The sequence below is a fragment of the Bradyrhizobium sp. AUGA SZCCT0182 genome (assembly GCF_018130185.1).
Lineage (GTDB): Bacteria > Pseudomonadota > Alphaproteobacteria > Rhizobiales > Xanthobacteraceae > Bradyrhizobium.
This window is the reverse complement of sequence record NZ_JAFCLY010000019.1, coordinates 130,988-153,318: the sequence shown is the minus strand read 5'-3', so window position 1 is coordinate 153,318 and position 22,331 is coordinate 130,988. Positions and strand designations below refer to the sequence as shown.

The 22,331-nt window shown below is 63.4% G+C and carries 24 protein-coding genes; 11 read left to right on the top strand and 13 right to left on the bottom strand.

The genetic code is table 11. From position 1 onward, the window contains the following. Nucleotides 1–105: 105 nt before the first annotated feature. From hemW to rph, 3 genes are read right to left on the bottom strand one after another with little or no spacing between them, the layout of a single operon-like run. The gene (hemW, locus tag JQ611_RS21110; protein WP_212466475.1) at nucleotides 106–1,275 is read right to left on the bottom strand and encodes a radical SAM family heme chaperone HemW; all 1,170 of its coding nucleotides are present in this window, start codon (nucleotides 1,273–1,275) and stop codon (nucleotides 106–108) included. Beyond that, entirely contained in the window at nucleotides 1,268–1,897 is a 630-nt protein-coding gene (gene rdgB / locus JQ611_RS21105; RefSeq protein WP_212264127.1) for an RdgB/HAM1 family non-canonical purine NTP pyrophosphatase, read from the bottom strand. The genes hemW and rdgB overlap by 8 nt, the downstream gene beginning before the upstream one ends. A gap of 11 nt (nucleotides 1,898–1,908) precedes the next feature. Then, entirely contained in the window at nucleotides 1,909–2,622 is a 714-nt protein-coding gene (gene rph, locus JQ611_RS21100) for a ribonuclease PH (RefSeq protein ID WP_212466468.1), read from the bottom strand. Nucleotides 2,623–2,780: 158 nt separating this feature from the next. Here rph and hrcA point away from each other — a divergent pair, with 158 nt between their 5' ends. Both hrcA and grpE read left to right on the top strand, forming a co-directional pair. Continuing rightward, complete coding sequence (gene hrcA / locus JQ611_RS21095; protein WP_192736160.1) at nucleotides 2,781–3,869, top strand: heat-inducible transcriptional repressor HrcA; 1,089 nt, start codon at nucleotides 2,781–2,783, stop codon at nucleotides 3,867–3,869. 193 nt (nucleotides 3,870–4,062) lie between these two features. Then, entirely contained in the window at nucleotides 4,063–4,662 is a 600-nt protein-coding gene (gene grpE / locus JQ611_RS21090; RefSeq protein WP_212466467.1) for a nucleotide exchange factor GrpE, read from the top strand. A gap of 20 nt (nucleotides 4,663–4,682) precedes the next feature. Here the strand turns inward: grpE and JQ611_RS21085 are convergent, their stop codons facing one another. From JQ611_RS21085 to JQ611_RS21065, 5 genes are all read right to left on the bottom strand, one after another. Further along, entirely contained in the window at nucleotides 4,683–5,111 is a 429-nt protein-coding gene (locus tag JQ611_RS21085; RefSeq protein WP_212264125.1) for a VOC family protein, read from the bottom strand. Nucleotides 5,112–5,181: 70 nt separating this feature from the next. Next, nucleotides 5,182–6,036, bottom strand: a complete 855-nt coding sequence (locus tag JQ611_RS21080; protein ID WP_212264124.1) for an AraC family transcriptional regulator — start codon at nucleotides 6,034–6,036, stop codon at nucleotides 5,182–5,184. A gap of 29 nt (nucleotides 6,037–6,065) precedes the next feature. Next, nucleotides 6,066–6,779 (bottom strand): bifunctional nicotinamidase/pyrazinamidase, encoded by a 714-nt coding sequence (gene pncA / locus JQ611_RS21075; protein ID WP_212466466.1) that lies wholly within the window; start codon nucleotides 6,777–6,779, stop codon nucleotides 6,066–6,068. 125 nt (nucleotides 6,780–6,904) lie between these two features. Continuing rightward, on the bottom strand, nucleotides 6,905–7,279 hold the full coding sequence (locus JQ611_RS21070) for a hypothetical protein (RefSeq protein WP_212466465.1): 375 nt from the start codon (nucleotides 7,277–7,279) through the stop codon (nucleotides 6,905–6,907). Nucleotides 7,280–7,309: 30 nt separating this feature from the next. After that, on the bottom strand, nucleotides 7,310–8,245 hold the full coding sequence (locus JQ611_RS21065) for a hypothetical protein (protein ID WP_212466464.1): 936 nt from the start codon (nucleotides 8,243–8,245) through the stop codon (nucleotides 7,310–7,312). 557 nt (nucleotides 8,246–8,802) lie between these two features. On the opposite strand from JQ611_RS21065, the gene dnaK reads away from it, so the two are divergent. From dnaK to dapB, 7 genes are all read left to right on the top strand, one after another. Continuing rightward, complete coding sequence (gene dnaK, locus JQ611_RS21060; protein ID WP_212386260.1) at nucleotides 8,803–10,704, top strand: molecular chaperone DnaK; 1,902 nt, start codon at nucleotides 8,803–8,805, stop codon at nucleotides 10,702–10,704. Between the two features lie 140 nt (nucleotides 10,705–10,844). After that, on the top strand, nucleotides 10,845–11,984 hold the full coding sequence (gene dnaJ, locus JQ611_RS21055; protein ID WP_212466463.1) for a molecular chaperone DnaJ: 1,140 nt from the start codon (nucleotides 10,845–10,847) through the stop codon (nucleotides 11,982–11,984). Between the two features lie 91 nt (nucleotides 11,985–12,075). Next, nucleotides 12,076–12,678, top strand: coding sequence for a class I SAM-dependent methyltransferase (locus tag JQ611_RS21050; protein WP_212264120.1), 603 nt, complete (start codon nucleotides 12,076–12,078; stop codon nucleotides 12,676–12,678). Between the two features lie 54 nt (nucleotides 12,679–12,732). Then, a complete protein-coding gene (locus tag JQ611_RS21045) occupies nucleotides 12,733–13,311 on the top strand; it encodes an NADPH-dependent FMN reductase (protein ID WP_212466462.1) in 579 nt (192 codons plus the stop codon). Between the two features lie 6 nt (nucleotides 13,312–13,317). Continuing rightward, complete coding sequence (pyrF, locus tag JQ611_RS21040; protein ID WP_212466461.1) at nucleotides 13,318–14,028, top strand: orotidine-5'-phosphate decarboxylase; 711 nt, start codon at nucleotides 13,318–13,320, stop codon at nucleotides 14,026–14,028. A 31-nt stretch (nucleotides 14,029–14,059) separates the two neighbouring features. Continuing rightward, nucleotides 14,060–14,362 carry a DUF1330 domain-containing protein gene (locus tag JQ611_RS21035; protein WP_212264117.1) on the top strand — a complete coding sequence of 101 codons (303 nt, stop codon included), beginning with the start codon at nucleotides 14,060–14,062 and terminating at the stop codon, nucleotides 14,360–14,362. Between the two features lie 169 nt (nucleotides 14,363–14,531). Then, entirely contained in the window at nucleotides 14,532–15,347 is an 816-nt protein-coding gene (gene dapB, locus JQ611_RS21030; protein ID WP_212264116.1) for a 4-hydroxy-tetrahydrodipicolinate reductase, read from the top strand. Between the two features lie 48 nt (nucleotides 15,348–15,395). Here dapB and JQ611_RS21025 read toward each other — a convergent pair whose 3' ends face one another. The 4 genes from JQ611_RS21025 to JQ611_RS21010 form a co-directional block, all read right to left on the bottom strand. After that, nucleotides 15,396–15,857, bottom strand: a complete 462-nt coding sequence (locus JQ611_RS21025; RefSeq protein WP_212466460.1) for a GNAT family N-acetyltransferase — start codon at nucleotides 15,855–15,857, stop codon at nucleotides 15,396–15,398. Between the two features lie 44 nt (nucleotides 15,858–15,901). Continuing rightward, nucleotides 15,902–17,431: a 2,3-bisphosphoglycerate-independent phosphoglycerate mutase gene (gpmI, locus tag JQ611_RS21020; protein ID WP_212466459.1), complete on the bottom strand. Its 1,530-nt coding sequence runs from the start codon at nucleotides 17,429–17,431 to the stop codon at nucleotides 15,902–15,904. Between the two features lie 234 nt (nucleotides 17,432–17,665). Continuing rightward, complete coding sequence (locus JQ611_RS21015) at nucleotides 17,666–18,562, bottom strand: bifunctional helix-turn-helix domain-containing protein/methylated-DNA--[protein]-cysteine S-methyltransferase (protein ID WP_212466474.1); 897 nt, start codon at nucleotides 18,560–18,562, stop codon at nucleotides 17,666–17,668. A 106-nt stretch (nucleotides 18,563–18,668) separates the two neighbouring features. Then, entirely contained in the window at nucleotides 18,669–19,196 is a 528-nt protein-coding gene (locus JQ611_RS21010; RefSeq protein WP_212466458.1) for a DUF2244 domain-containing protein, read from the bottom strand. A gap of 22 nt (nucleotides 19,197–19,218) precedes the next feature. Between JQ611_RS21010 and nth the strand changes: the two genes are divergently transcribed. Then, nucleotides 19,219–20,019, top strand: a complete 801-nt coding sequence (nth, locus tag JQ611_RS21005) for an endonuclease III (RefSeq protein ID WP_212466457.1) — start codon at nucleotides 19,219–19,221, stop codon at nucleotides 20,017–20,019. A 155-nt stretch (nucleotides 20,020–20,174) separates the two neighbouring features. On the opposite strand, the gene JQ611_RS21000 is transcribed toward nth, so the two are convergent. Next, nucleotides 20,175–20,927, bottom strand: a complete 753-nt coding sequence (locus tag JQ611_RS21000; RefSeq protein WP_212466456.1) for a sulfate transporter family protein — start codon at nucleotides 20,925–20,927, stop codon at nucleotides 20,175–20,177. Between the two features lie 231 nt (nucleotides 20,928–21,158). On the opposite strand from JQ611_RS21000, the gene JQ611_RS20995 reads away from it, so the two are divergent. After that, nucleotides 21,159–22,328, top strand: a complete 1,170-nt coding sequence (locus JQ611_RS20995) for a CaiB/BaiF CoA-transferase family protein (protein ID WP_212466455.1) — start codon at nucleotides 21,159–21,161, stop codon at nucleotides 22,326–22,328. The last annotated feature ends 3 nt before the right edge of the window (nucleotides 22,329–22,331 follow it).

Sequence of the window (22,331 nt, the reverse complement as noted above, 5' to 3'; positions counted from 1 at the left end):
CGCCAATGCCGTAATCAGGTCCGGACAGCCTTGGAAAGGCGCTAACGCCTCTTGACAGCTAACACGGTAGATCCCGGCTCAAGGCCGGGACGACGGAAGGAAAATTTACGCAGCCAGATCCGCGACAACAGCATCGAGCACCGGAAAACCGGCCTGCGTCACCCGCAGCCGGCCATCGGCGTCGACGATGATCGCGCCTTCTTCGCGCAGCACGGCGATCCGGCCGGGATCGAGCGTGCGGCCCGACAGCGCGGCGTAGCGTTTGGGATCGATGCCTTCCGCAAGCCGCAACCCCATCAGCAAAAATTCGTCGGCGCGCTCTTCCGAGTTGAGAACGTCGTCGGTGATGAAGCCATGGCCGTTGGCCTCGACCCGCATCAGCCAGGCTTCGGGACGTTTCTCGGTCGCGATCGCGTGTCTTTCGCCATCGATGTCGAGGCGGCCATGCGCGCCGGGGCCGATGCCGGCATATTCCTCACCGCGCCAATAGACGAGATTATGTTTGCACTCCGCGCCCGGCCGCGCGTGGTTGGAAATCTCGTAAGAAGGAAGACCCTGCGCGGCGCAGACATCCTGCGTCACGTCGTAGAGCGCGCGGGCGACGGCCTCATCCGGCGTCTTCAACTTGCCTGCAGCGTGCAATCCGAAGAACGGCGTGCCTTCCTCGATCGTGAGCTGATAGAGCGACAGATGTTCGGCGGCTTCCGAAATCGCCAGCTTCAGTTCATCGGCCCACATCTGCGGCGTCTGGTCGGGGCGGGCGTAGATCAGGTCGAACGAATAACGATCGAAGGATTGCCGCGCGATCGCCACCGCATCCAGCGCCTCGCGCGCGCTGTGCAGGCGGCCCAATGCTTTCAATGAGGCATCATCCAGCGCCTGCACGCCGAGCGAGACCCGGTTGACGCCGGCCGCGCGGTAGCCGCGGAAGCGCGTCGCCTCGACGCTGGTGGGATTGGCTTCCAGCGTCACTTCGACATCACCAGCGACGCGCCAGTGTTTGCCGATTGCATCCAGGATGGCGCCGACGGTCTGCGGCGCCATCAGCGACGGCGTGCCGCCGCCGAGAAAGATCGAGGTGACTTCCCGTCCCGGCGCGCGCTCGGCGGAAGTTTCAATCTCGCGCGCAAAGGCACTGACGAACCGCGCCTCGTCGATCGGCGCGTGCCGGACATGGCTGTTGAAATCGCAATACGGGCATTTCGACAGGCAGAATGGCCAGTGCACATAAACGCCGAAAGCCGCTTTGCCCTGAGGGCGCTCGAAGCTAGCCAAGGCAGATCTCCGCCAGTTTGACGAAGGCGCGGGCGCGATGCGACAGACCGAGCCCCAGCGGCGGCAGGCCGTGCTTCTCGATGCTGGCCATCTCGCCGAAGGTGCGGCCGTGCCCATCGGGCAGGAACGACGGATCGTAACCGAAACCCTCGGTGCCGCGCGGTGGCCACACCAAAGTTCCATCGACCCGCGCCTCGACCTCTTCGAGGTGGCCGTCGGGCCAGGCGACGCACAACGCCGATACGAAATGCGCCTTGCGCTTGTCAGGCGTTTTGGCGCCGCGCTCCTGCAACAGGCGTTCGACCCGCGTCATCGCCGCCATAAAATCCGCAGGTTTGCCGGCCCAGCGCGCCGAATAGATCCCGGGCGCGCCGTCCAGCGCATCGACCACGAGGCCGGAATCATCGGCGAAGGCCGGAAGCTGCGCGGCTTTCGCGGCTGCGATCGCCTTGATCGCGGCATTGGCCCGAAAGGTCTCGCCGGTCTCCTCGGGCTCATCGAGGCCGAGTTCGCCCGCGGAGATCGCCTCGACGCCATGTGGCGCCAGCAATTCGCGCATCTCGGCAAGCTTGCCGGGATTGTGGGTCGCGATCACCAGGCGGCCTGTGATTCGACGGTGCATGATCAATCAGACTACGCGACGGCCATCTTTTGCAAGTCCACCAGACGCGCGACGCCCTTGCGCGCCAGCGCCATCAGCGCCAGGAACTCGTCCTGCGAGAACGGCGTTTTCTCCGCGGTGCCCTGCACCTCGATGATGCGGCCGTCGCCGGTCATGACGAAATTGGCGTCGGTATCGGCCTCGGAATCCTCGGCATAATCGAGGTCGAGCACCGGCGTGCCCTGATAGATGCCACAGGAGATCGCCGCGACATTGTCGCGGAGCACATTGGCTTTCAGCATGTTGCGGCTCTTCATCCACGAGATGCAGTCGGCCAGCGCCACCCAGGCGCCGGTTATCGAGGCGGTGCGGGTGCCGCCATCGGCCTGGATCACATCGCAATCGACCGTGATCTGACGCTCGCCGAGCGCTTCAAGGTCGACAGCCGCGCGTAGCGAGCGCCCGATCAGGCGCTGGATTTCGACGGTGCGGCCGCCCTGCTTGCCGGTGGCGGCCTCGCGGCGGGTGCGTTCCAGCGTGGCGCGGGGCAGCATGCCGTATTCGGCGGTGACCCAGCCGCGGCCCTGACCCTTGAGCCATGGCGGCAGGCGTTCTTCCAGCGTGGCCGTGACCAGCACGTGGGTATCGCCGAATTTCACCATGCAGGAACCTTCGGCGTATTTGACGACGCCGCGTTCCAGCGACACGGGGCGCAGCTCATCGGGCGCACGGCGGCTTGGCCGCATGGGGAATCCTCCGAAAAATCAAGTAAAAGCGGTTCGCGGTGCTTGTAGGAGGGGGAGCGGGCAGCGGCAAGGGCCTTTGCCACCTCTTTGAGGTGTAATGCGTGCTTGTCACCGGCCCTCCGGATAGACAGATTAGGGGCAGCTGTGAGGGAGTAATTGTGGCCCACCACGATCCAATTGGCCTGATCGCACCGAATGCCGGGCTGGCCCAGCTCAATGAGCGCTCGCGCGACATTTTTCGTCAAATCGTCGAGAGTTACCTCGCAACCGGCGAGCCGGTCGGCTCGCGCAACATCTCGCGGCTGATCGCGATGCCGCTGTCGCCGGCCTCGGTTCGCAATGTGATGTCGGACCTCGAACAGCTCGGCCTGATCTACGCGCCGCATACCTCGGCCGGCCGGCTGCCCACGGAACTCGGCCTGCGCTTCTTCGTCGATGCGCTGATGCAGGTCGGCGACCTCACCGAAGACGAACGGCAGTCGATCCAGACCCAGCTTGCCTCCGTCGGCCGCGCGCAGTCGGTAGAGGCGGCGCTCGGCGAAGCGCTGACGCGGCTGTCGGGCCTGACGCGTGCCGCCGCGGTGGTGCTGACCGCCAAATCCAATTCGCGGCTGAAGCACATCGAATTCGTGCGGCTGGAGCCGGAACGCGCGCTGGTGGTGCTGGTCAGCGAGGACGGCCAGGTCGAAAACCGCGTGCTGACCCTGCCGCCCGGCGTTCCCTCGTCGGCGCTGACGGAAGCCAGCAATTTCCTCAATTCCCGCATTCGCGGCCGTACGCTTGCCGAGTCGCGCCTCGAACTCGAAACCGCGCTGACGCAAAGCCGCGCCGAACTCGATCAGCTGACGCAGAAGATCATCGCGGCCGGCATTGCGAGCTGGTCCGGCGGCGAAAGCGAGGACCGCCAATTGATCGTGCGCGGTCACGCCAATCTGCTCGAGGATCTGCATGCGCTGGAAGATCTGGAGCGCGTGAAGTCGCTGTTCGACGATCTCGAGACCAAGCGCGGCGTCATCGATCTGCTCGGTCGCGCCGAGCGCGCCGAGGGCGTGCGGATCTTCATCGGATCGGAGAACAAGCTGTTCTCGCTGTCCGGTTCCTCCACCATCATCGCGCCCTATAGCGACGCCGCCGGCCGCATCGTCGGGGTTCTCGGCGTGATCGGGCCGACGCGGCTCAACTATGCAAGGGTGATTCCGACGGTGGACTATGCCGCGCGCATCGTCAGCCGCATGCTCGGTGGCTGATCCGGCCCGAAAAAAGCTTCGCTTTGTTGTTTTGACGCCTTTCCCGGCGCGAACCGGGCCCCACCCCGGATCAGGTCCGGTGCAGGCATCACTCGAAAACGCCATGGAACGCTTGATTTTCGCCCGCTAAAGCACGATATCCCGGGCAGCAAATCCCCATTTAACCGAACGGTTCTTTTGAGAAGGCAGACTTATGACCGATCCCAACCGGCCGAATGATGATGCGGCGGCCCAGAGCGGCGAGCCCGTGGTCTCAAAGCCCTACATCATGCCTGATGATCCCGAAGAAGGATCGGTCGAGGCGTTGACGAAGGAAGCGGCTGAAGCGCGCGACAAGATGCTGCGCACGCTGGCGGAGATGGAAAACCTGCGCAAACGCACCGCCAAGGAAGTTGCCGATGCGCGGGCCTACGGCATCACCGGCTTCGCGCGCGACATTCTCGATATCGCCGACAATCTGCAACGCGCGCTGGATGCGGTTCCTGAGGAAATGAAGGCCTCGGCCGACCCGGCGCTGAAGGCGTTCATCGAAGGCGTCGAGCTGACCGAGCGGTCGCTGCTCAACACGCTGGAGAAAAACGGCGTCAAGAAATTCGATCCGTCGGGTGAGAAGTTCAATCCGAACTTCCAGCAGGCGATGTACGAAGTCCCTGACGCGTCGGTGCCGGCGGGCACCGTGGTGCAGGTGGTGCAGGCCGGCTTCATGATCGGCGAGCGCGTGCTGCGTCCGGCGCTGGTCGGCGTCTCCAAAGGCGGCGCCAAGGCGGCGCCCGCCGCCGACGTCACGATCTAAGCCGAAAGAGCCGATCCGACCTACGCGTCCATCGGCTTCTCATTCGCCTTCGGCCAGTAGGTGCCAAAGCTCCAGAGATTGCCTTCCGGGTCCCGGCAGGCGAAATCGCGGCTGCCGTAGTCGGTGTTGTGCAGCTCCATTTCGATTTTGGCGCCTGATGCCTTCACCTTGGCGCACAGCGCGTCGGGATCCTCGACGGCGACATAAAGCGCGTCGGTGCGGCGGCCGGAGATGTCGCCAACCAATCTGCCGTACTCATCGTCACGGGCCTGACCGAGCATCAGAAGCGACGCGCCGCAGGCAAGTTGTGCGTGCTGTACCACGCCGTCCGTGCGGTAGACGACATGCTCGGTGAAACCAAGCACATCCTTGAGCCAGCGGATCATCGCCTCGGCATCCCTGCAGCGCATTGTCGGGTAGATGCGCTGCGCGTCATTGCTGTTCGTCACGGCAAACTCCTTCTTTCGGCTTCACCGCGTCAATATGCTGATACGCCGGCGGCGCCGGCTTGAAGATTTGTTACCAGTCGGAAAGCGCTTCGTTCGGACGTGTCAGCCGGCTGTCGATCAGCGCCAGACGCCGTGCCCAGGCCGTCGGCGTCTCGCCGGCCAGTTCGCCGAATTCGCGCACCAGATGGGCCTGGTCGGAAAAGCCGCTCTCGGCGGCAATCCCGGCCCAGCCGGGAGCTGTCCCGCTGCGTGCCAGCCGGCAGGCCCGGTGAAAGCGCATCATGCGCGCGATTGATTTGGGCGCGAGGCCAAGCTCGGATCGAAAACGCTCGACCAGATGTTTGCGGCTCCAGCCGATTTCACCTGCCAGTGCCGTGATCCGCGCGCTGCCCGCGGTCAGCGCCAGCCGGCGCCAGGCGAAGGCGATCTCCGGCGACGGCAGATGATTGGCGCGGCCGGCGATGAAGTCCTCGAGCAGGTCGAAGCGGTGTTGCCAGCAAGCCGTCGCGCCCAGTCTCTCGCGCAATTGCCGGCCTTCGTGGCTGAGCACGTCGCCGATATCGACCATGCGCGCGGCAAGACCTGCGACGTCGCCGCCGAAAAAGCGGTAAGCGCCGAGCGGCGTGAAATCCACCTGCACGCATTCGGCGCCGCCATCGGACTCGATATGAACAGGCCCGGCGTAGAGGCCCGCGGCGAAGCTTGGCTGGCGGTCGGCCGCATCGGGCTCCCGGCCGAGCGCGATCAGGAACGGGCTGCCAAGGCTGATGATCAGCGGCACAATCAGGTGTGCGGCTTCACGCTGCGAAAACCGGCCAAGCGCATGCTCGCGGTAGCCCGTCATTCCCGTGATAAGGCCGGCCGTGCGCTGTGAAGGCGCGCGGCGGATCATCTCGAACGCGAGCGGTGCGCCTAAATCCGACATTGTGCTCTCTCGCGAGAGAACGCTCTACTTTAAGCGGCGATATCGCTGGACTGGATGCGCTTGACGCCGGCCTCGCCCATATCGGCCCAGGCTTTCGCGAGCGAGCCTTGGGTATCGATGCCGCGGCAGGCGTCTTCGACGACATAGGTCTCAAAGCCGGCCTTGCGGGCGTCGAGCGCGCTCCATGCCACGCAAAAATCGGTGGCGAGACCGGCGAGGAACACGCGTTCCACCTTGCGCGCCTTCAAATAGGCGGCAAGCCCCGTCGTGGTCTTGCCATCGGCTTCGGTGAAGGCCGAATAGCTGTCGACGTCCTTGTTGGAGCCCTTGCGGATGACAAGTCCGGCATGGGCGATCGAAAGGTCCTTTGACAGCGCAGCGCCTTCGGTGCCCTGCACGCAGTGATCGGGCCAAAGCACCTGCTTGCCATAGGGCAGATCGATCGTCTCGAACGGTTTCTTGCCGGAATGCGTGGTGGCGAACGAGACATGGCCTGACGTGTGCCAGTCCTGCGTCAGCACGACGTTGGCAAAGCTCTTGGCGATGCGGTTGATGACGGGAACGACCTGGTCGCCGTCTTTCACCGCAAGGCTGCCGCCCGGCAGGAAGCAGTTCTGAACGTCGATCACCAGCAACGCCGACGCATTGTCGGGTTTGATCGACGCGGCCAAAGAGGTACTTGGCCCAAGGGCCACAATTGTCGTAGCGCCGAGACTCGTCATAAGCAGCCTGCGATTCAACATGTGCGCCTCCCACGTAGCGAACCCGACGGCGAGAAGCTTAGTTCCATCCGTATACGAACGTAAGCCCGAAATTTAGGGCTTGCTAGCGCAAATTGGTTGCTTGCGAGCTGTCATCCAAAAGTGCCTCACTTGCCGCTCGCGCTATGAAGGAAAGCAGCCCATTCCTCTCGCGCCGTGATGCGGAGGATTCCGGGACGAAGAGCCCCGGCCGGCAGTTTCAGTTTCTGACTTGCCGACGTAGCGGGCTCGTTCAACCTGATCGATCCGAAGAGGTCATTAAGCGTGGGTGTGCATCGCTCGCGAAAAATCTCTTCCGCATCGTGTGTTGCCCTGATGCCGAGGGCATAGACTTCGGCGGCATTTGACCGGACGCAGGCCCGAAAATCCGACAAGTACTGCTGCAATGCTGCATCGTCATCGGCTTGCTGTCCGAATGATGAGCCGGCCGTGAGCGAAATTGCGACCGCAATCGCAATGATTGCTTTGTTCGTCATAGCCACTGGCCTCGATTTGCGAGCTATCGGGCATCGTCAGCGCGGGCGAATTCCGTCTCGCACGGCGCGGAAACGCGTGAACGCGGTGGTCCAGCCGTCGCGCGGCGAACTGCCGATGATGCGCAGCGAATTCTGGCCGCCGAACCGCAACCATTGCACGATCGTCACCGGCGTATTGTCCTTGCCGCTGGTGGCTTCGATGCGGGTTTCGTATCCGGGCTGGCCGTCGATGCGGACCGCCTCCGACATCGTGATCCGCCCGTCGCGTACGCCGGGAATCGTCGTCGCCATCTGCTGGGCAAAGCGTCCGCGGTCGTCGGGCTGCGCCGGCGCCGATCCGACCAGGCCGACGATCATGAAGGGCGCGGTTTCAAAACCGCTTTTTTCGTCGCCATCGGCAATGATCAGCGCGGCGCCCGGCGCCAGCGTTCGGACCGTCTTGAAATTGCTGAGCTCGGCCATCCTGAACGGCATCAGGCCGAGCTGCTCATCGACCGGAACTTCGTTTCGGATCACGGCGGAAGCGAACATCTGGCGGATGGCGTCGTCGGTGTAGATCCGGGAGGCATTCTCCGGCACCTGCACGGCGACGTAGCCGGAGAAGGTCGGACCCGGCACGATCATCGAGTAGCGCCGGACATTGGTGGCGCCGTCCTTGGCGTTCTCGGCGGTGTAATAGGCGAGCCCCGCCGCCGTCTCGATGCTCTCCGGCTTGATGCCGCCGGTGCCGCCCGGATTTGCCTTGAAAGCATTGGCGACCTCGCCATAGGCCTCGGCGGGCAGGTCCGCCACCAGCACCTTGACGCCCTGATCCTCGGTCTCGAAGCCGACAAATGATCTGGCTTTGACCAGGCCGACCAGCGGCGTCATGCCGACCCGCGCGCCCGGCGGAAAAACCGGGTCGGCGGCGAACGCGGCGCAGGTCGCGGCGATGGTAAGGGCAACCGCAGCGAGGTATCGAACAGGCTTCATGAAGGGTCTACCGAGTTTACATTGAGGCCGTTCAATGGTCGGCCAGCGCAGCCCTCAAGGGTTCGAGGGCTTGGTTTAGTCAGCCCGCTTTTAGCGGTTTTGATGTCCCTGCAACAGGGCAGGGGCGGCGCCCGTTCCCTCATCGCGTTCCGAAACACCGGAATTTTCGCGCGATATGGCGGCTAGCCAAACGTTTTCGGGCAATTTTGGCGGCCTGCCGGACCGCCGGTCAGGTCCACACAGCGGCCAAATACCGCGCTGGCGGCGATCATGAACTGGGCTGATTTTCGGACGTGGTGATGAGTGCGCGCTCACCTCCTTGCCGATTTGTTAACACGGCTGAAGGCCTGAACCTTGACCTGCCCTGAGCTGACACAATCTTTCAAACGTCAGCATTTTCAGGCCCTAAGGTTGCGTTCGGTCCTTGCGGGCAGGACCCCCCCTCCTATATGAGGCTCACCGTCGCAATATCGCGAGTAATTGATCGTTGGGGGTTCGGTTAGGTGCGCCGTCCAGGGCCCAGCCAACCTGCCGCAAAAAAGAAGGATATGAGGACCATGGGAAAGGTCATTGGGATCGATCTCGGCACCACCAATTCGTGCGTCGCCGTAATGGATGGCAAGACAGCTAAAGTCATCGAGAACGCAGAGGGCATGCGCACGACCCCGTCGATCGTCGCTTTCAGCGATGATGGCGAGCGCCTCGTCGGCCAGCCTGCCAAGCGTCAGGCGGTGACCAATCCCGAGCGAACCTTCTTCGCGGTCAAGCGCCTCGTCGGCCGCCGCTATGACGACCCGATGGTCGAGAAGGACAAGAAGCTCGTCCCCTACAAGATCGTGAAAGCTTCGAACGGCGACGCCTGGGTCGAAGCCGATGCTAAGACCTACTCGCCCTCGCAGGTCTCCGCTTTCATTCTGCAGAAGATGAAAGAGACCGCGGAAGCCCATCTCGGCCAGAAGGTCGAGCAGGCCGTCATCACGGTTCCCGCCTATTTCAACGACGCGCAACGTCAGGCCACCAAGGACGCCGGCAAGATCGCCGGCCTTGAAGTGCTGCGCATCATCAACGAGCCGACCGCGGCCGCGCTCGCCTACGGCCTCGACAAGACCAAGACCGGCACCATTGCGGTGTACGACCTCGGCGGCGGCACCTTCGACGTCTCGATTCTCGAAATCGGCGACGGCGTATTCGAGGTGAAATCCACCAACGGCGATACGTTCCTCGGCGGCGAAGACTTCGACATGCGTCTCGTCAGCTATCTGGCCGATGAGTTCCAGAAGGAGCAGGGCATCAACCTGCGCAACGACAAGCTTGCCTTGCAGCGCCTGAAAGAGGCCGCCGAAAAGGCCAAGATCGAATTGTCCTCGACCACGCAGACCGAAATCAATCTGCCGTTCATCACGGCCGATCAGACCGGTCCGAAGCATCTGACGATGAAGCTGACCCGCTCGAAGTTCGAGGCGCTGGTCGACGATCTCGTCCAGAAGACCATCGAGCCGTGCCGCAAGGCGCTGAAGGATGCGGGCCTCACCGCCGCCGAGATCGGCGAAGTGGTGCTGGTCGGCGGCATGACGCGCATGCCGAAGGTTCAGGAAGTGGTGAAGCAGTTGTTCGGCAAGGAGCCGCACAAGGGCGTGAACCCGGACGAAGTCGTCGCCATCGGTGCGGCGATCCAGGCCGGCGTGCTGCAGGGCGACGTCAAGGACGTGCTGCTGCTCGACGTGACCCCGCTGTCGCTCGGCATCGAGACGCTGGGTGGCGTGTTCACCCGCATCATCGATCGCAACACCACGATCCCGACCAAGAAGAGCCAGGTCTTCTCGACCGCCGAGGACAACCAGAACGCCGTCACCATCCGCGTCTTCCAGGGCGAGCGTGAAATGGCGGCCGACAACAAGGTGCTCGGCCAGTTCGACCTGATGGGCATTCCGCCGTCGCCGCGCGGCATGCCGCAGATCGAGGTGACGTTCGACATCGACGCCAACGGCATCGTCAACGTCTCGGCCAAGGACAAGGCGACCGGCAAGGAACAGCAGATCCGGATTCAGGCCTCCGGCGGCCTGTCCGACGCCGACATCCAGAAGATGGTCAAGGACGCCGAGGCCAATGCGGCCGAGGACAAGAAGCGCCGCGAGGCGGTCGACGCCAAGAACCATGCCGACAGCCTGGTGCATTCCACCGAGAAGGCGCTGGCCGAACACGGTTCGAAGGTCGAGGAGAGCGAGCGCCGTTCCATCGAGGACGCCGTCAGCGACCTCAAGGAAGCGCTGAAGGGCGACGACGCCGAGGCGATCAAGGCCAAGACCAACACGCTGGCGCAGGCTTCGATGAAGCTCGGCGAGGCCATGTACAAGCAGCAGGCCGAAGCCGACGCCAAGAAGGATGCGGCCAAGGATGACGTCGTCGACGCGGAGTTCACCGAAGTCGACGACGACAAGAACAACAAGAAGTCGGCATAAGCGGGCTTTCGATCATGACCCTCACACCAAAGAGCGCGCGGCGTCTCGATGGGTGGGGGTCATTTTTCGTTAAGCGCGAGGCGGCATCCTCAACAATGCACCCTTGCGGCATGAAGACGAAATTCGGACGGAACTGACGGATGTCCACCAAGCGCTGCTATTACGAAACCCTGGAAGTCGAACGGAGCGTGGACGACGGCAAGCTCAAGGCTGCGTTCCGCAAGCTCGCGATGAAATGGCATCCGGACAAGAATCCGGGCGATGCTTCCAGCGAAGTGAAGTTCAAGGAAATCAACGAAGCCTATGAGGTCCTGAAAGACGGCGACAAGCGCGCCGCCTATGACCGCTACGGCCACGCGGCGTTCGAGCAGGGCATGGGTGGCGGCGGGCCAGGATTCGGCGCCGGCTTCGCCTCGTCGTTCTCGGATATTTTCGAGGATCTGTTCGGCATGGCCGGACAGCGCGGGCGCGGTGGCGGTGGCCGCGAGCGCGGCGCCGACCTGCGCTACAATATGGAAATCACGCTGGAGGAAGCCTTCCTCGGCAAGACCGCCCAGATCGAGATTCCGGTTTCGGTCACCTGCGAATCCTGTTCCGGCACCGGTGCCAAGGCCGGCACCAAGCCGAAGACCTGTTCGCTGTGCGGCGGGCAGGGAAGGGTGCGGCAGGCCCAGGGCTTCTTTACGCTGGAACGAACCTGTCCGGGCTGTCAGGGCCGCGGCCAGATGATCGAAGACCCCTGTCCCTCCTGCGCGGGCTCAGGCCGGGTGACGCGCGACCGGACCCTGTCGGTCAACATTCCGCAAGGCGTCGAAGACGGCACCCGCATTCGCCTCGCCGGCGAGGGCGAGGCTGGCGTCCGCGGCGGACCGCCCGGCGATCTCTATATTTTCCTGTCGCTGGCGACCCACGAATTCTTCCAGCGCGACGGCGCCGACCTGCATTGCCGGGTCCCGATCTCGATGGTGGCGGCCGCCCTTGGCGGTGAATTCGAGGTGCCGACCATCGACAAGGGCAAGACCAAGGTGAAGGTGCCGTCGGGAACACAGTCCGGCCGGCGATTCCGCATCGCATCAAAAGGCATGCCGGTGCTCCGTTCGCGCCAGACCGGCGACATGTATGTACAGGTGATGGTCGAAACGCCGCAAAATCTGACCAAGAAGCAGCAGGAATTGCTGGCCGAGTTCGAAAAGCTGTCGTCGGGTGCAACCCAGCCGGAGGCGGCGGGTTTCTTTACTAAGGTCAAGGACTTCTTCGGTAGCCGCGCTGCCCCGCAGTAAGCCTTTTGCTTGACCATGAGAGCTGCGACCTATACCTCTTTATGACCGTTTTCTGACATAACCGCCGTTCGCGGTCCCGCCTGGTAGCGACATGCCTCTGCAATCGTCCGTGCGTGCGTTGAAGAAACCTCTCCGTCTTGACGACGAGGTGCGTTTTCTCCGTTCATGGATCGAAAAGCCGCTGCACATGGGCGCGGTGATGCCGTCCAGCAAGCTGCTCGCGCGCACCATGGCGCAATATGTCGACGTCGATTCGAAAGGACCGGTCGTCGAACTTGGCCCCGGCACCGGCGCGATCACCAATGCGCTGATCGAACATGGCGTCGATCAGAAGCGTCTCGTGCTGGTTGAATATAATCCGGGCTTCTGCGCGCTGCTGCGCGACCGTTATCCGCACGCCAAAGTGGTGCAGGGCGACGCCTACAAACTTCGCGACTCGCTGTTGAAGGTTCTCGACATGCCGGCCTCGGCCGTGGTCTCCGGCCTGCCGCTGGTCACAAAGCCGATGCTGACGCGCCTCAAATTGATCCGCGACGCCTTTACGGCGCTGGCACCGGGTGCGCCCTTCGTGCAGTTCACCTATTCGGTTGCGCCGCCGATCCCGAAATCGCTGCCCGGCGTGTCCACAGAAGCTTCCGAGCGGATCTGGATGAACCTTCCGCCCGCCCGGGTCTGGGTGTATCGCAAGGGCTGATATCTCCCGGCGCGTCAGCGCGGCGGGTTTGGCCCGAACCGCGATTTATAAAATATGTCCGCGCTGAAAATCCTCGTGATCCCGGGATCGTTTCGCACAGGCTCGCACAATGCGCGGCTGGCGGCCGCTGCCAGCCATGAGCTCGCGCTATCCGGCGCCGAAGTGACACGTATTTCGCTGTCGGATTTTCCGCTGCCGATCTATGACGGCGACCTGCAGGCGAAATCCGGCGTGCCGAAACACGCTGTCAATCTGAAGCGCATGATCGGTGCCCATCATGGCGTCCTGATCGTGACGCCGGAATATAATTCGTCGGTGCCGGCGCTGGTGAAAAACACCATTGACTGGATCAGCCGGGTGCAGGACCCGCATGAAACCCGCGGCCAGGTGTTTCGCGGCGCCGTGTTTGCGATCGCATCGGCCTCGGGCGGACGGCTCGGCGGCACGCGCGCGCTGGCGGCACTGCGCCTGATTCTGACGGCCTGCCACGCCAGCGTGGTTCCGAACCAGTTCGCGTTGTCGTTCGCGGACCAGGCCTATGACGAGATGGACCGTCTGAAACATCCTGCCGATGTCGAGGCGCTGCAAGCGCTGGTGCGGCAGCTGATCGACCATTCCCAACGCATGATGTGAGGTGACATGCAGCCTGCCAGTATCGCTCCGAAAGACCGGTTGATTGTGGCGCTCGATCTGTCCGGCGTCGCCGAGGCCGAAGCGATGGTGGCGCGGCTCGGCGACAGCGTGACGTTCTACAAGATCGGCTATCAGCTCGCCTATGCCGGCGGCTTGCCGCTGGTCCGTCAATTGTCCGGCGCGGGCAAGAAAGTGTTCGTCGATCTCAAGCTGCACGATATCGGCAACACCGTTGCACGCGGTGTCGAGAGCATCGCAAAACTGGGCGCCACTTTTCTTACCGTGCATGCCTATCCGCAGACCATGAAAGCCGCCGTCGAAGCGCGCGCGGGCTCAAGCCTGAAAATCCTCGCCGTCACCGTGCTGACCTCCTATGACGACGGCGATCTGCATGCCGCCGGCTATCGCCTCAACGTCTCCGATCTGGTCGAGGCGCGCGCCCAGCAGGCGCAGGTGCTCGGCGTCGACGGGCTGGTGAGCTCGCCGGAAGAGGCGGCGAGTTTGCGCAAGATCGTCGGCCACCAGATGAACCTGGTGACGCCGGGCATCCGGCCGGCGGGCTCTGCGACCGGCGACCAGAAGCGCATCATGACACCGGCGCGCGCCATCGCCGCCGGCGCGGATTATCTGGTGGTGGGACGGCCGGTCACCGAGGCCGCCGACCCCAAAGCCGCCGCGGATGCCATTCAAAGCGAAATCGCGCAGGCACTGGCGTAGTCAACAGCAGGACAAGAAACGGGAGAGCAAGATGGCCAAGGGATACTGGATCGGTCGCGTCGACGTCAGCAATGACGAGGGCTACAAGCCCTATGCGGCGGCCAATCTCGCGATCTTCAAGAAGTTCGGCGGGCGCTACGTCGTCCGCGGCGGCAAGTTCACCGGCGTCGAGGGCCAAAGCCGCTCGCGCAACGTGGTGATCGAGTTCGACAGCTACGACGCCGCGATGGCCTGCTATAACTCACCGGAATACCAGGCCAACATCAAAGTTCGGCAGCCGCACTCGATTGCCGAGCTGATCGTGATCGAAGGCTATGACGGCCCGCAACCCTAGCGTCTAGTTTTCTTCATCATGCCCGGGCTTGTCCCGGGCATCCACGTCTTGCTTTGGTCGCGCAATAGAGACGTGGATGGCCGGGACAAGCCCGGCCATGACGGGTATCGAGGCCTGATCGGTTGCCGGAATGGCCCCATCCCGCTATAGGGCTTGAAGAGGTGAAGCCATGGCCGACATGCGTTTGATCGTAGCTGGAGCCGGCGGCCGGATGGGCCGCGCGCTGGTGCGCGTCATCTCGGAGACGTCAGGGGCGGTTCTTGCCGGTGCGCTCGAAGCGCCGGGTTCGGAACTGCTGGGCAAGGATTCCGGCATACTCGCCGGCCTGCCCGAAAATGGCGTCAAACTCTCTGCCGATCTCTGGGCGCTCACGGCGAACGCCGACGGCATTCTCGATTTCACGGTTCCCGCCGCCACCATCGCCAATGTGGCGATCGCCGCCGAGCGGAAGCTGGTGCACGTGGTCGGAACCACCGGGCTGTCGAGCTCCGACATGGCCGTGATCAAGAGCGTGACGTCCCGCGCCATCGTCGTGCAATCAGGCAATATGAGCCTCGGCGTCAATCTGCTGGCGGCCCTCGTGAAGCGCGTCGCGCAATCGCTCGATACCGATTTCGATATCGAGATCCTGGAGATGCACCATAAGGCCAAGGTCGATGCACCGTCGGGCACCGCCCTGATGCTGGGTGAGGCCGCCGCCGCGGGCCGCGGCGTCGACCTGCATCTGCATTCGGCGCGCGGACGCGACGGCATTACCGGCGCGCGCAAGGCCGGCGATATCGGTTTTGCGGCGCTACGCGGCGGCACCGTCACCGGCGAACACAGCGTGATCTTCGCCGGTGCGATGGAGCGCATCGAGCTGACCCACCGCGCCGAGGACCGCACCATGTTTGCGCAAGGCGCGGTCAAGGCGGCGTTGTGGGCGCAGGGCAAGACGCCCGGCCTGTATTCGATGGCCGATGTGCTCGGCCTCGGGGACTTCTGAAGCTTCGACAACGTGCCCGAATGCGTAGCTTGAATTAGCTGACCGGACCTACGGACGGTCCTGCAATGACCGCTCCATGATGATTGTGCGCTCTTCACCGTAGTAGCTGTCGCGCACGGCCCTGAACCCGAGCTGCCCGTAGAACGTTTCGGCGCTGATTGAAGAAGGCACCGCCAACGTCGGGATGTTTCTCTCGCGTGCCGTGCGCTCGACCTCGGCCATCAGCAGCTTGCCGATACCGCGGGCCTGAACGTCAGGGGACACGAAGACGGTGCGGACCACGTTTCCATCGAGGCTTGCCGTTCCAACGACACGACTATCAATCGCGGCAACAAAGACGGTGCGCTTGCCGATCAGCTCCAGCACGGCGCTCGGACTAAAGCTGTGCTCGATCCTCTCGATGATCTCTTCTGCATAGTCCTTCGCATTGGTTTCGCGCAGTGTGCGTATAATGACCGCGCTTATTTCGTCGGCGTCATCCTCACGCGCCGGCCGGATCGTGCATTCCATCGGTCGTCTCCGCTCGCCAACGGTCGCATAAGCGATTGCACGCCCTAGCCTTGCTTGTTCGGGCGCAGCAACGACATGCCGGTCATGTCAGCCGGTTTCGGCAACTGCATTAGGTCGAGCAGTGTGGGCGCGATGTCCGCCAGCCGGCCCTCCGCCAAGGTCACGCCGCCGCCCTGCAGCAGCAGGGGCACCGGGTTCGTCGTGTGAGCCGTATGCGGACCGCCGGTGACAGGGTCGCGCATCATTTCGCAGTTGCCGTGATCGGCGGTCACCAGCAGCGCGCCGCCGGATCGCTCGATCGCCTCCGAGATTTTCCCGAGCGCGGTATCGACGGTTTCGACCGCCTTGATCGCGGCCGTCAGGTTTCCCGAGTGGCCTACCATGTCCGGATTGGCGTAGTTCAGCACGATCAAATCGTACTTGCCTCCGTCGATCGCCTCCACGGCTTTCGCCGTCAGTTCGGCGGCCGACATCTCCGGCTGCAGGTCATAGGTCGCGACCTTGGGCGAAGGCACCATGATGCGGTCTTCGCCGGGAAAAGGTTCTTCCCGTCCACCGTTGAGAAAATAGGTGACGTGGGGATACTTCTCCGTTTCGGCCATCCGCAATTGCGTCCGGTTTGCCGCTGATGTGACTTCGCCCAGGATGTTTGGAAACGCCTGCGGCGGAAATATCCTCTGCATCAGCCGGTCCAGATCAGAGCTGTATTGCGTCATTCCAACGGCGGCAGCGAACCGGACGCTGCGTCTGCGTTTGAAGCCGTCAAACGACGGATCGAGCATCGCACCAAGAATCTCGCGGACGCGATCGGCGCGGAAGTTGAAGCTCAGCACGCCGTCGCCATCCCTGATGCCGGCGTAATTGCCGATCACCGACGGTACGACGAACTCGTCGGTGACATCGTGCGCATAGGCATCTGTTATTGCCGATTGTGCGTCGGCAAAATGCGGACCTTCGCCCTCGACGATGGCGTCATAGGCTTTGCCAACGCGTTCCCAGCGTTTGTCGCGGTCCATCGCATAATATCGCCCGACAACGGTTGCGATCGGAACCTGTGGCGGCAGCGCCGCGGCCAGCCGCTTCAAATCATCGGCTCCCGATCGCGGCGGCGTATCGCGTCCGTCCGTGAGTGCGTGTACGACCGCCGGCACGCCGTGCTCAGCGAGGATCGCGGCCAGTGCGGCGACGTGATCCTGATGCGAATGGACGCCGCCCGGCGACACCAGTCCGATCAGATGACAGGTGCCGCCGCTCTGCTTCAGCGCCTGGACCAGGGCGCCGAGCGCCGGCGCGGACTTGATTTCGCCGGACGCAATGGCGTCGTTGATCCGCGGCAGGTCCTGCATCACCACGCGGCCCGCGCCGATGTTCAGGTGCCCGACCTCGGAATTGCCCATCTGCCCATCGGGCAGCCCGACATCCCGTCCGGATGTCCTCAGGAAGGCGCGCGGACCCGCGTTCCACAGGCGGTCGAAGTTCGGGGTTTTGGCCTGACGAACAGCATTGTCGGCCGGATCCTCCCGCCAACCCCAACCATCCAATATCGCTATCATCACCGGGCGGCGTTTCTGCATCGACGGGCCTTTCGCTGTTTACCCCGGGCGTGGTTGTGAGCGATCGATACGCGATCGTCAATCGACGCGCGCCGTCAGTGTTCCGGCCGGGTGCTCTGCGAGGTTGGCATATCAGCTATGGGTAATGGGAGGCCGTAGGATGGGTTGAGCTCTTCGCGAAACCCATCAATTGCGCGACAAACGTGATGGGTTTCGCAAGGGCTCAACCCATCCTACGAACCACGAACAACGATCTCAATGCAGCCCGACCTGGCCGGCTTCCCAGCCCAGCATCGCCTGCTTGCGGGTGATGCCCCAGTGATAGCCGGTGAGCGCGCCGCCTTTGCCGAGTGCGCGATGGCAGGGCACTACGAACGACACCGGGTTGCGGCCGACCGCAGCACCAACCGCGCGAGAGGCTTTTGGATTCTTGATCTTGTTGGCGATGTCGGAATAGCTGACCGCGCGGCCCATCGGGATCTTCAGCAAGGTTTCCCAAACGCGCACCTCGAAATCAGTACCGATCAGGACCACGCGCAGCGGCTGGTCCGGCCGCCACATCCTGGTGTCGAAGATGCGCTGCGCGAGACCGGCCGTGCCGTCGCGATCCTCGACATAGGTAGCGTTGGGCCAGCGCCGCTTCATGTCGGCGAAAGATGCCGGCTCCTCGCCGGGATCGGCGAAGGCAAGCCCCGCAAGGCCGCGGCCGCTGGCGATCACAATGGCAGTGCCGAACGGCGAGGGATGGAAACCGTAGCGCAGCGTCATGCCGGCGCCGCCGTTCTTCCATTCGCCCGGCGACATCGCTTCATGCGTCACGAACAGATCGTGCAGCCGGCCCGGACCCGACAGGCCCGAGTCGAGGGCGGCGTCGAGCACGCTGGCCGAGTCGCGCAACAGGCCCTTGGCGTGATCGAGCGTCAGCGCCTGCATGAAGTCCTTTGGCGTCAGCCCGGCCCAGCGGCGGAACAGAAGGTGTAATTCATCTGGCGTCACCGAGGCGGCATCTGCCATCGCTTCGATGGTCGGCTGCGCGCGCCAGTGTTCCGAGATGAAGGCGATGGCGCGGCGCACGGAGTCGTAGTCGCGCAGCGCGGCGTTCTGGAGGCCCGGCTTGGCCAGGCGCTGGTCATGTATGGCTGATATCATCATGGGATCAGATTTAGGGCTCATCCGACGTCCAAACCACCCGATTTCCGATAGGGATTACATAGCGTTTTCAAGCGAAGTGGGCACCGGTTCGCGTGAAGAAAACGCGTCAAGGCTGCGTTACAGGATTATACGTGATGCCGCGTTTGGCCGATTGCAGCGCGGCAAGTAAGGCTTTGGCAAAGCTCGCTTTTTCGTCGGGGCCCAAAAAATGGCCAACCGAGACGCGGCGGCCGCGCGAGACCAGATAAAGCCGCTCGATGCCGAATTCGGGGTCGCCGGTCTGATCAAGCCGCACCCAGAGCGGATTGAGCACCCACTCCACCACATGGCCGCGGTGGCTGACCCGGCGCACCCGCAGCTCCGACGGCGTCACCGTGATTTCCTCCGACGCATTGGCGCTGCGGAAATTGACCCGGAACGCCCAGTAAATCACGAGCACGTCGAGCCCGAAGAATCCGAACACCGGCCAGGCGCCCATCAACAGAAACGCGACGCCCGCGACAAAGCTCACCGCACAAAGGAACGCCATCAGCACCAGGAAACCGGTGCGGTTGAGCGAACGATGCGGCGTCAGCCGCGCCGAAAACAGCTTCGGCTGGTCAACATCCCGATCAAAGTCGTTGCTTGCGGTCATCGCTGGTCAGTATACCCGGATCATGGCCAAAATCATCCGCGCTAAAGCTGCCAAAAAACCAAACGTTCCACCCGTGCCAAGTAAAACCCCAAGTAAAACCGCAAGGAAAACAGCCAAAAAGGCCACGGCCAGGAAGCCGGCCAAAGCGTCCGCCAAGCCCGTGGCGAAGCGATCACCAAAGCCAAAACCCTGGACCTCAGCCGAGGTCCATGAGGCGTTCAGCCGCTTTCGGAAAGCCAATCCGGAGCCGAAGGGCGAGCTCGAACATCTCAACCCCTACACGCTGCTGGTCGCCGTGGTGCTGTCGGCACAGGCGACCGACGCCGGCGTCAACCGCGCGACACGCGCGCTGTTCGCGGTGGCCGACACGCCCGAGAAGATGCTGGCGCTCGGCGAGGACACCGTGCGCGACTACATCAAGACCATCGGGCTTTATCGCAACAAGGCCAAGAACGTCATCGCGTTGTCGGAAAAACTGATCGCCGAGTTCGGCAGCGAAGTGCCGCGCACCCGGGCCGAGATCGAAACGCTGCCCGGCGCCGGCCGCAAGACCGCCAATGTCGTGCTCAACATGGCCTTTGGGGAGCACACCATGGCTGTCGATACCCACGTGTTCCGTGTCGGCAATCGCACCGGAATGGCGCCCGGCAATAACGTGCTCGAGGTCGAGCTCGGGCTGGAAAAAGTGATCCCGTCCGAGTTCATGCTGCACGCCCACCACTGGCTGATCCTGCACGGCCGCTACATCTGCCTCGCCCGCAAGCCGCGCTGCGATGTGTGTTTGATCAACGATCTCTGTAAGTGGCCGGAGAAGGCGGTGTGAGGTTTGTGGTTCTTACCTCGCCCCGCTTGCGGGGAGAGGTCGGATCGCACTTGCGATCCGGGTGAGGGGGTACAGGTCCTTCGGCAATCTTTGCTCGGAGAGAGGCCCCTCACCCCAACCCTCTCCCCGCAAGAGCGGGGCGAGGGAGAAGATACTCACACCACCGGCATTCCCGTGCGCCGCGAAGGCTCGATCAGCTCCGGCCGGGGGCCGCTCAGTCGCTTGTGCATGTGGACCATGAAGGCCATGCCGAACAGCGGCGTCGCCAGGTTGACGATCGGGATCGAGACAAAGGCGGCGATGAAGAGCCCCGCAGTGAACACGGTCGCCGCATTGTCCTTGCGCATCGCCTTGGCTTCCGCGGGCGAGCGGAAACGCATCGCCGCGAGCTCGAAATATTCCCGCCCGAGCAGCCATGCGGTGGCGAAGAAGAAAATCAGAAAACCGGCGCCGGCGAACAGCACGAACGGCAGTGCGATCAGATAGACCAGGATGGTCAGCAGCGCCGTCTTGAGGCCTTCGGGGATCGCGACGCCGAGCGGCAGCGCGGAGCCGGGCTTGTCTGCCGGATAATGTTCGCGCTCGACATGGTCGGCGACGTCGTCGACGAACACACTGGCAACCAGCGAGGTGATCGCCGGCATCAGGAAAATGCCGCCCAGCACGACGCCCAGCCCGGCCGTGATCGAAATGATCCAGGCCAGGATGTTCAGCGACGTGTGAAAGCCCGGGCCCAGCAGCCCTTCCGCCCAGACCTCGCCATATTCGGCGAACCAGCTCATGAGCCGCTGCAACCCGACCGCCAGCACCGTGATCAGCACCAGCGCCAGCCCGATCGAGCGCCACAGGATGGTGCGCATCGGCGGGGACAGGATTTGGGAAAGCGCCTTGACGGCGGCGTCCAGCATGATGGCCTCTGTTTCTCGCGAAAAACCCTCGCGAGAGGTAGAGATGCAATCGGGCTTCGGCAAGACCCGGCAGAAGGCCTGGGCAGAAGACCTGGGCAGGGATCGCCGGTGACGATCCCGCCCATGCATTTGCGTCATGCAGCCGTGACGGCACCATCAGGCAGATTATGTTTTCCCGGCAAGTCCTGAAGGCCTAGTCTGGCCGACGACAGACGGCGCAAGGGAGAAACCATGACCGGGACGGGACTGCCGCTCGAGGGCGTGAGGGTCGTCGAGATGACCCATATGGTGATGGGTCCGACCTGCGGCATGATCCTGGCGCAGCTCGGCGCCGAGGTGATCAAGGTCGAACCACCCGTCGGCGACAAGACCCGCAGCCTCGGCGGCATGGGGGTCTCGTTCTTCCCGCTGTTCAACCGCGGCAAGCGCAGCGTCGTGCTCGACCTCTCCAAGGCTGAGGATCGCGAGACCATGGACCGGCTGCTTGCCAGCGCCGACGTGTTTCTGGAAAATTTTCGCGACGGCCAGCTCGACAAGCAGGGGCTCGGCACCGAGGATTTGCGCCGCAAGCATCCGCATCTGATCGTCGCCGGCCACAAGGGATTTCTCTCCGGCCCCTACGAGCACCGTCCGGCGCTCGACGAGGTCGTGCAGATGATGTCGGGCCTCGCCGCGATGACCGGGACGCGCGACAAGCCGCAGCGCGTTGGTTCTTCCGCCAACGACATCATGGGCGGCATGTTCGGCGTGATCGCGATTTTAGCCGCGCTCTACCAGAAGCGCGGCGGCAACAAGGATGGCGCCGATATCAGGATCGGGCTGTTCGAGAACTGCCTGTTTCTCGTCGCGCAGCACATGGTCGAATATGAAATGACCGGCCGCAAGCCGCGTTCGATGCCGGAGCGCGAACATGCCTGGCCGATCTATGACATCTTCGACACCGCCGGTGGCGGCCGCATTTTCATCGGCGTCGTCACCGAAGGTCACTGGCTGAGTTTCTGCCGCGAGTTCGGCTTGCAGGAATTTTTGGACGATCCGACCTTGCGCAACACCACGGAGCGGATCATGGCGCGGGACCGGATCATTCCGCGCGTCGCCGAAATGGTCAAAGGCTGGAACGTCACCGAGCTTTCGGCCAGGCTCGACGCGCTCAACATCTGCTTCTCGCCGATCAATCGCCCGGAGGATCTATTGCAGGACCCGCATGTGCTGCGCCCCGGCGGGCTCGTCAACAATTTCAACGCCGATGGCGCGCCGTTCCGCGTTCCCGCATTGCCGGTGGAATGGAACGGCGGCAATATCGGCGAAGGCTTGCATGTGCCTGATCTCGGCGCCGATACCGAGACAGTCAGAGCCGAACTCAACAAGAACAAGCTCTCTTCAACCGACAACGCTGCGTGAGGC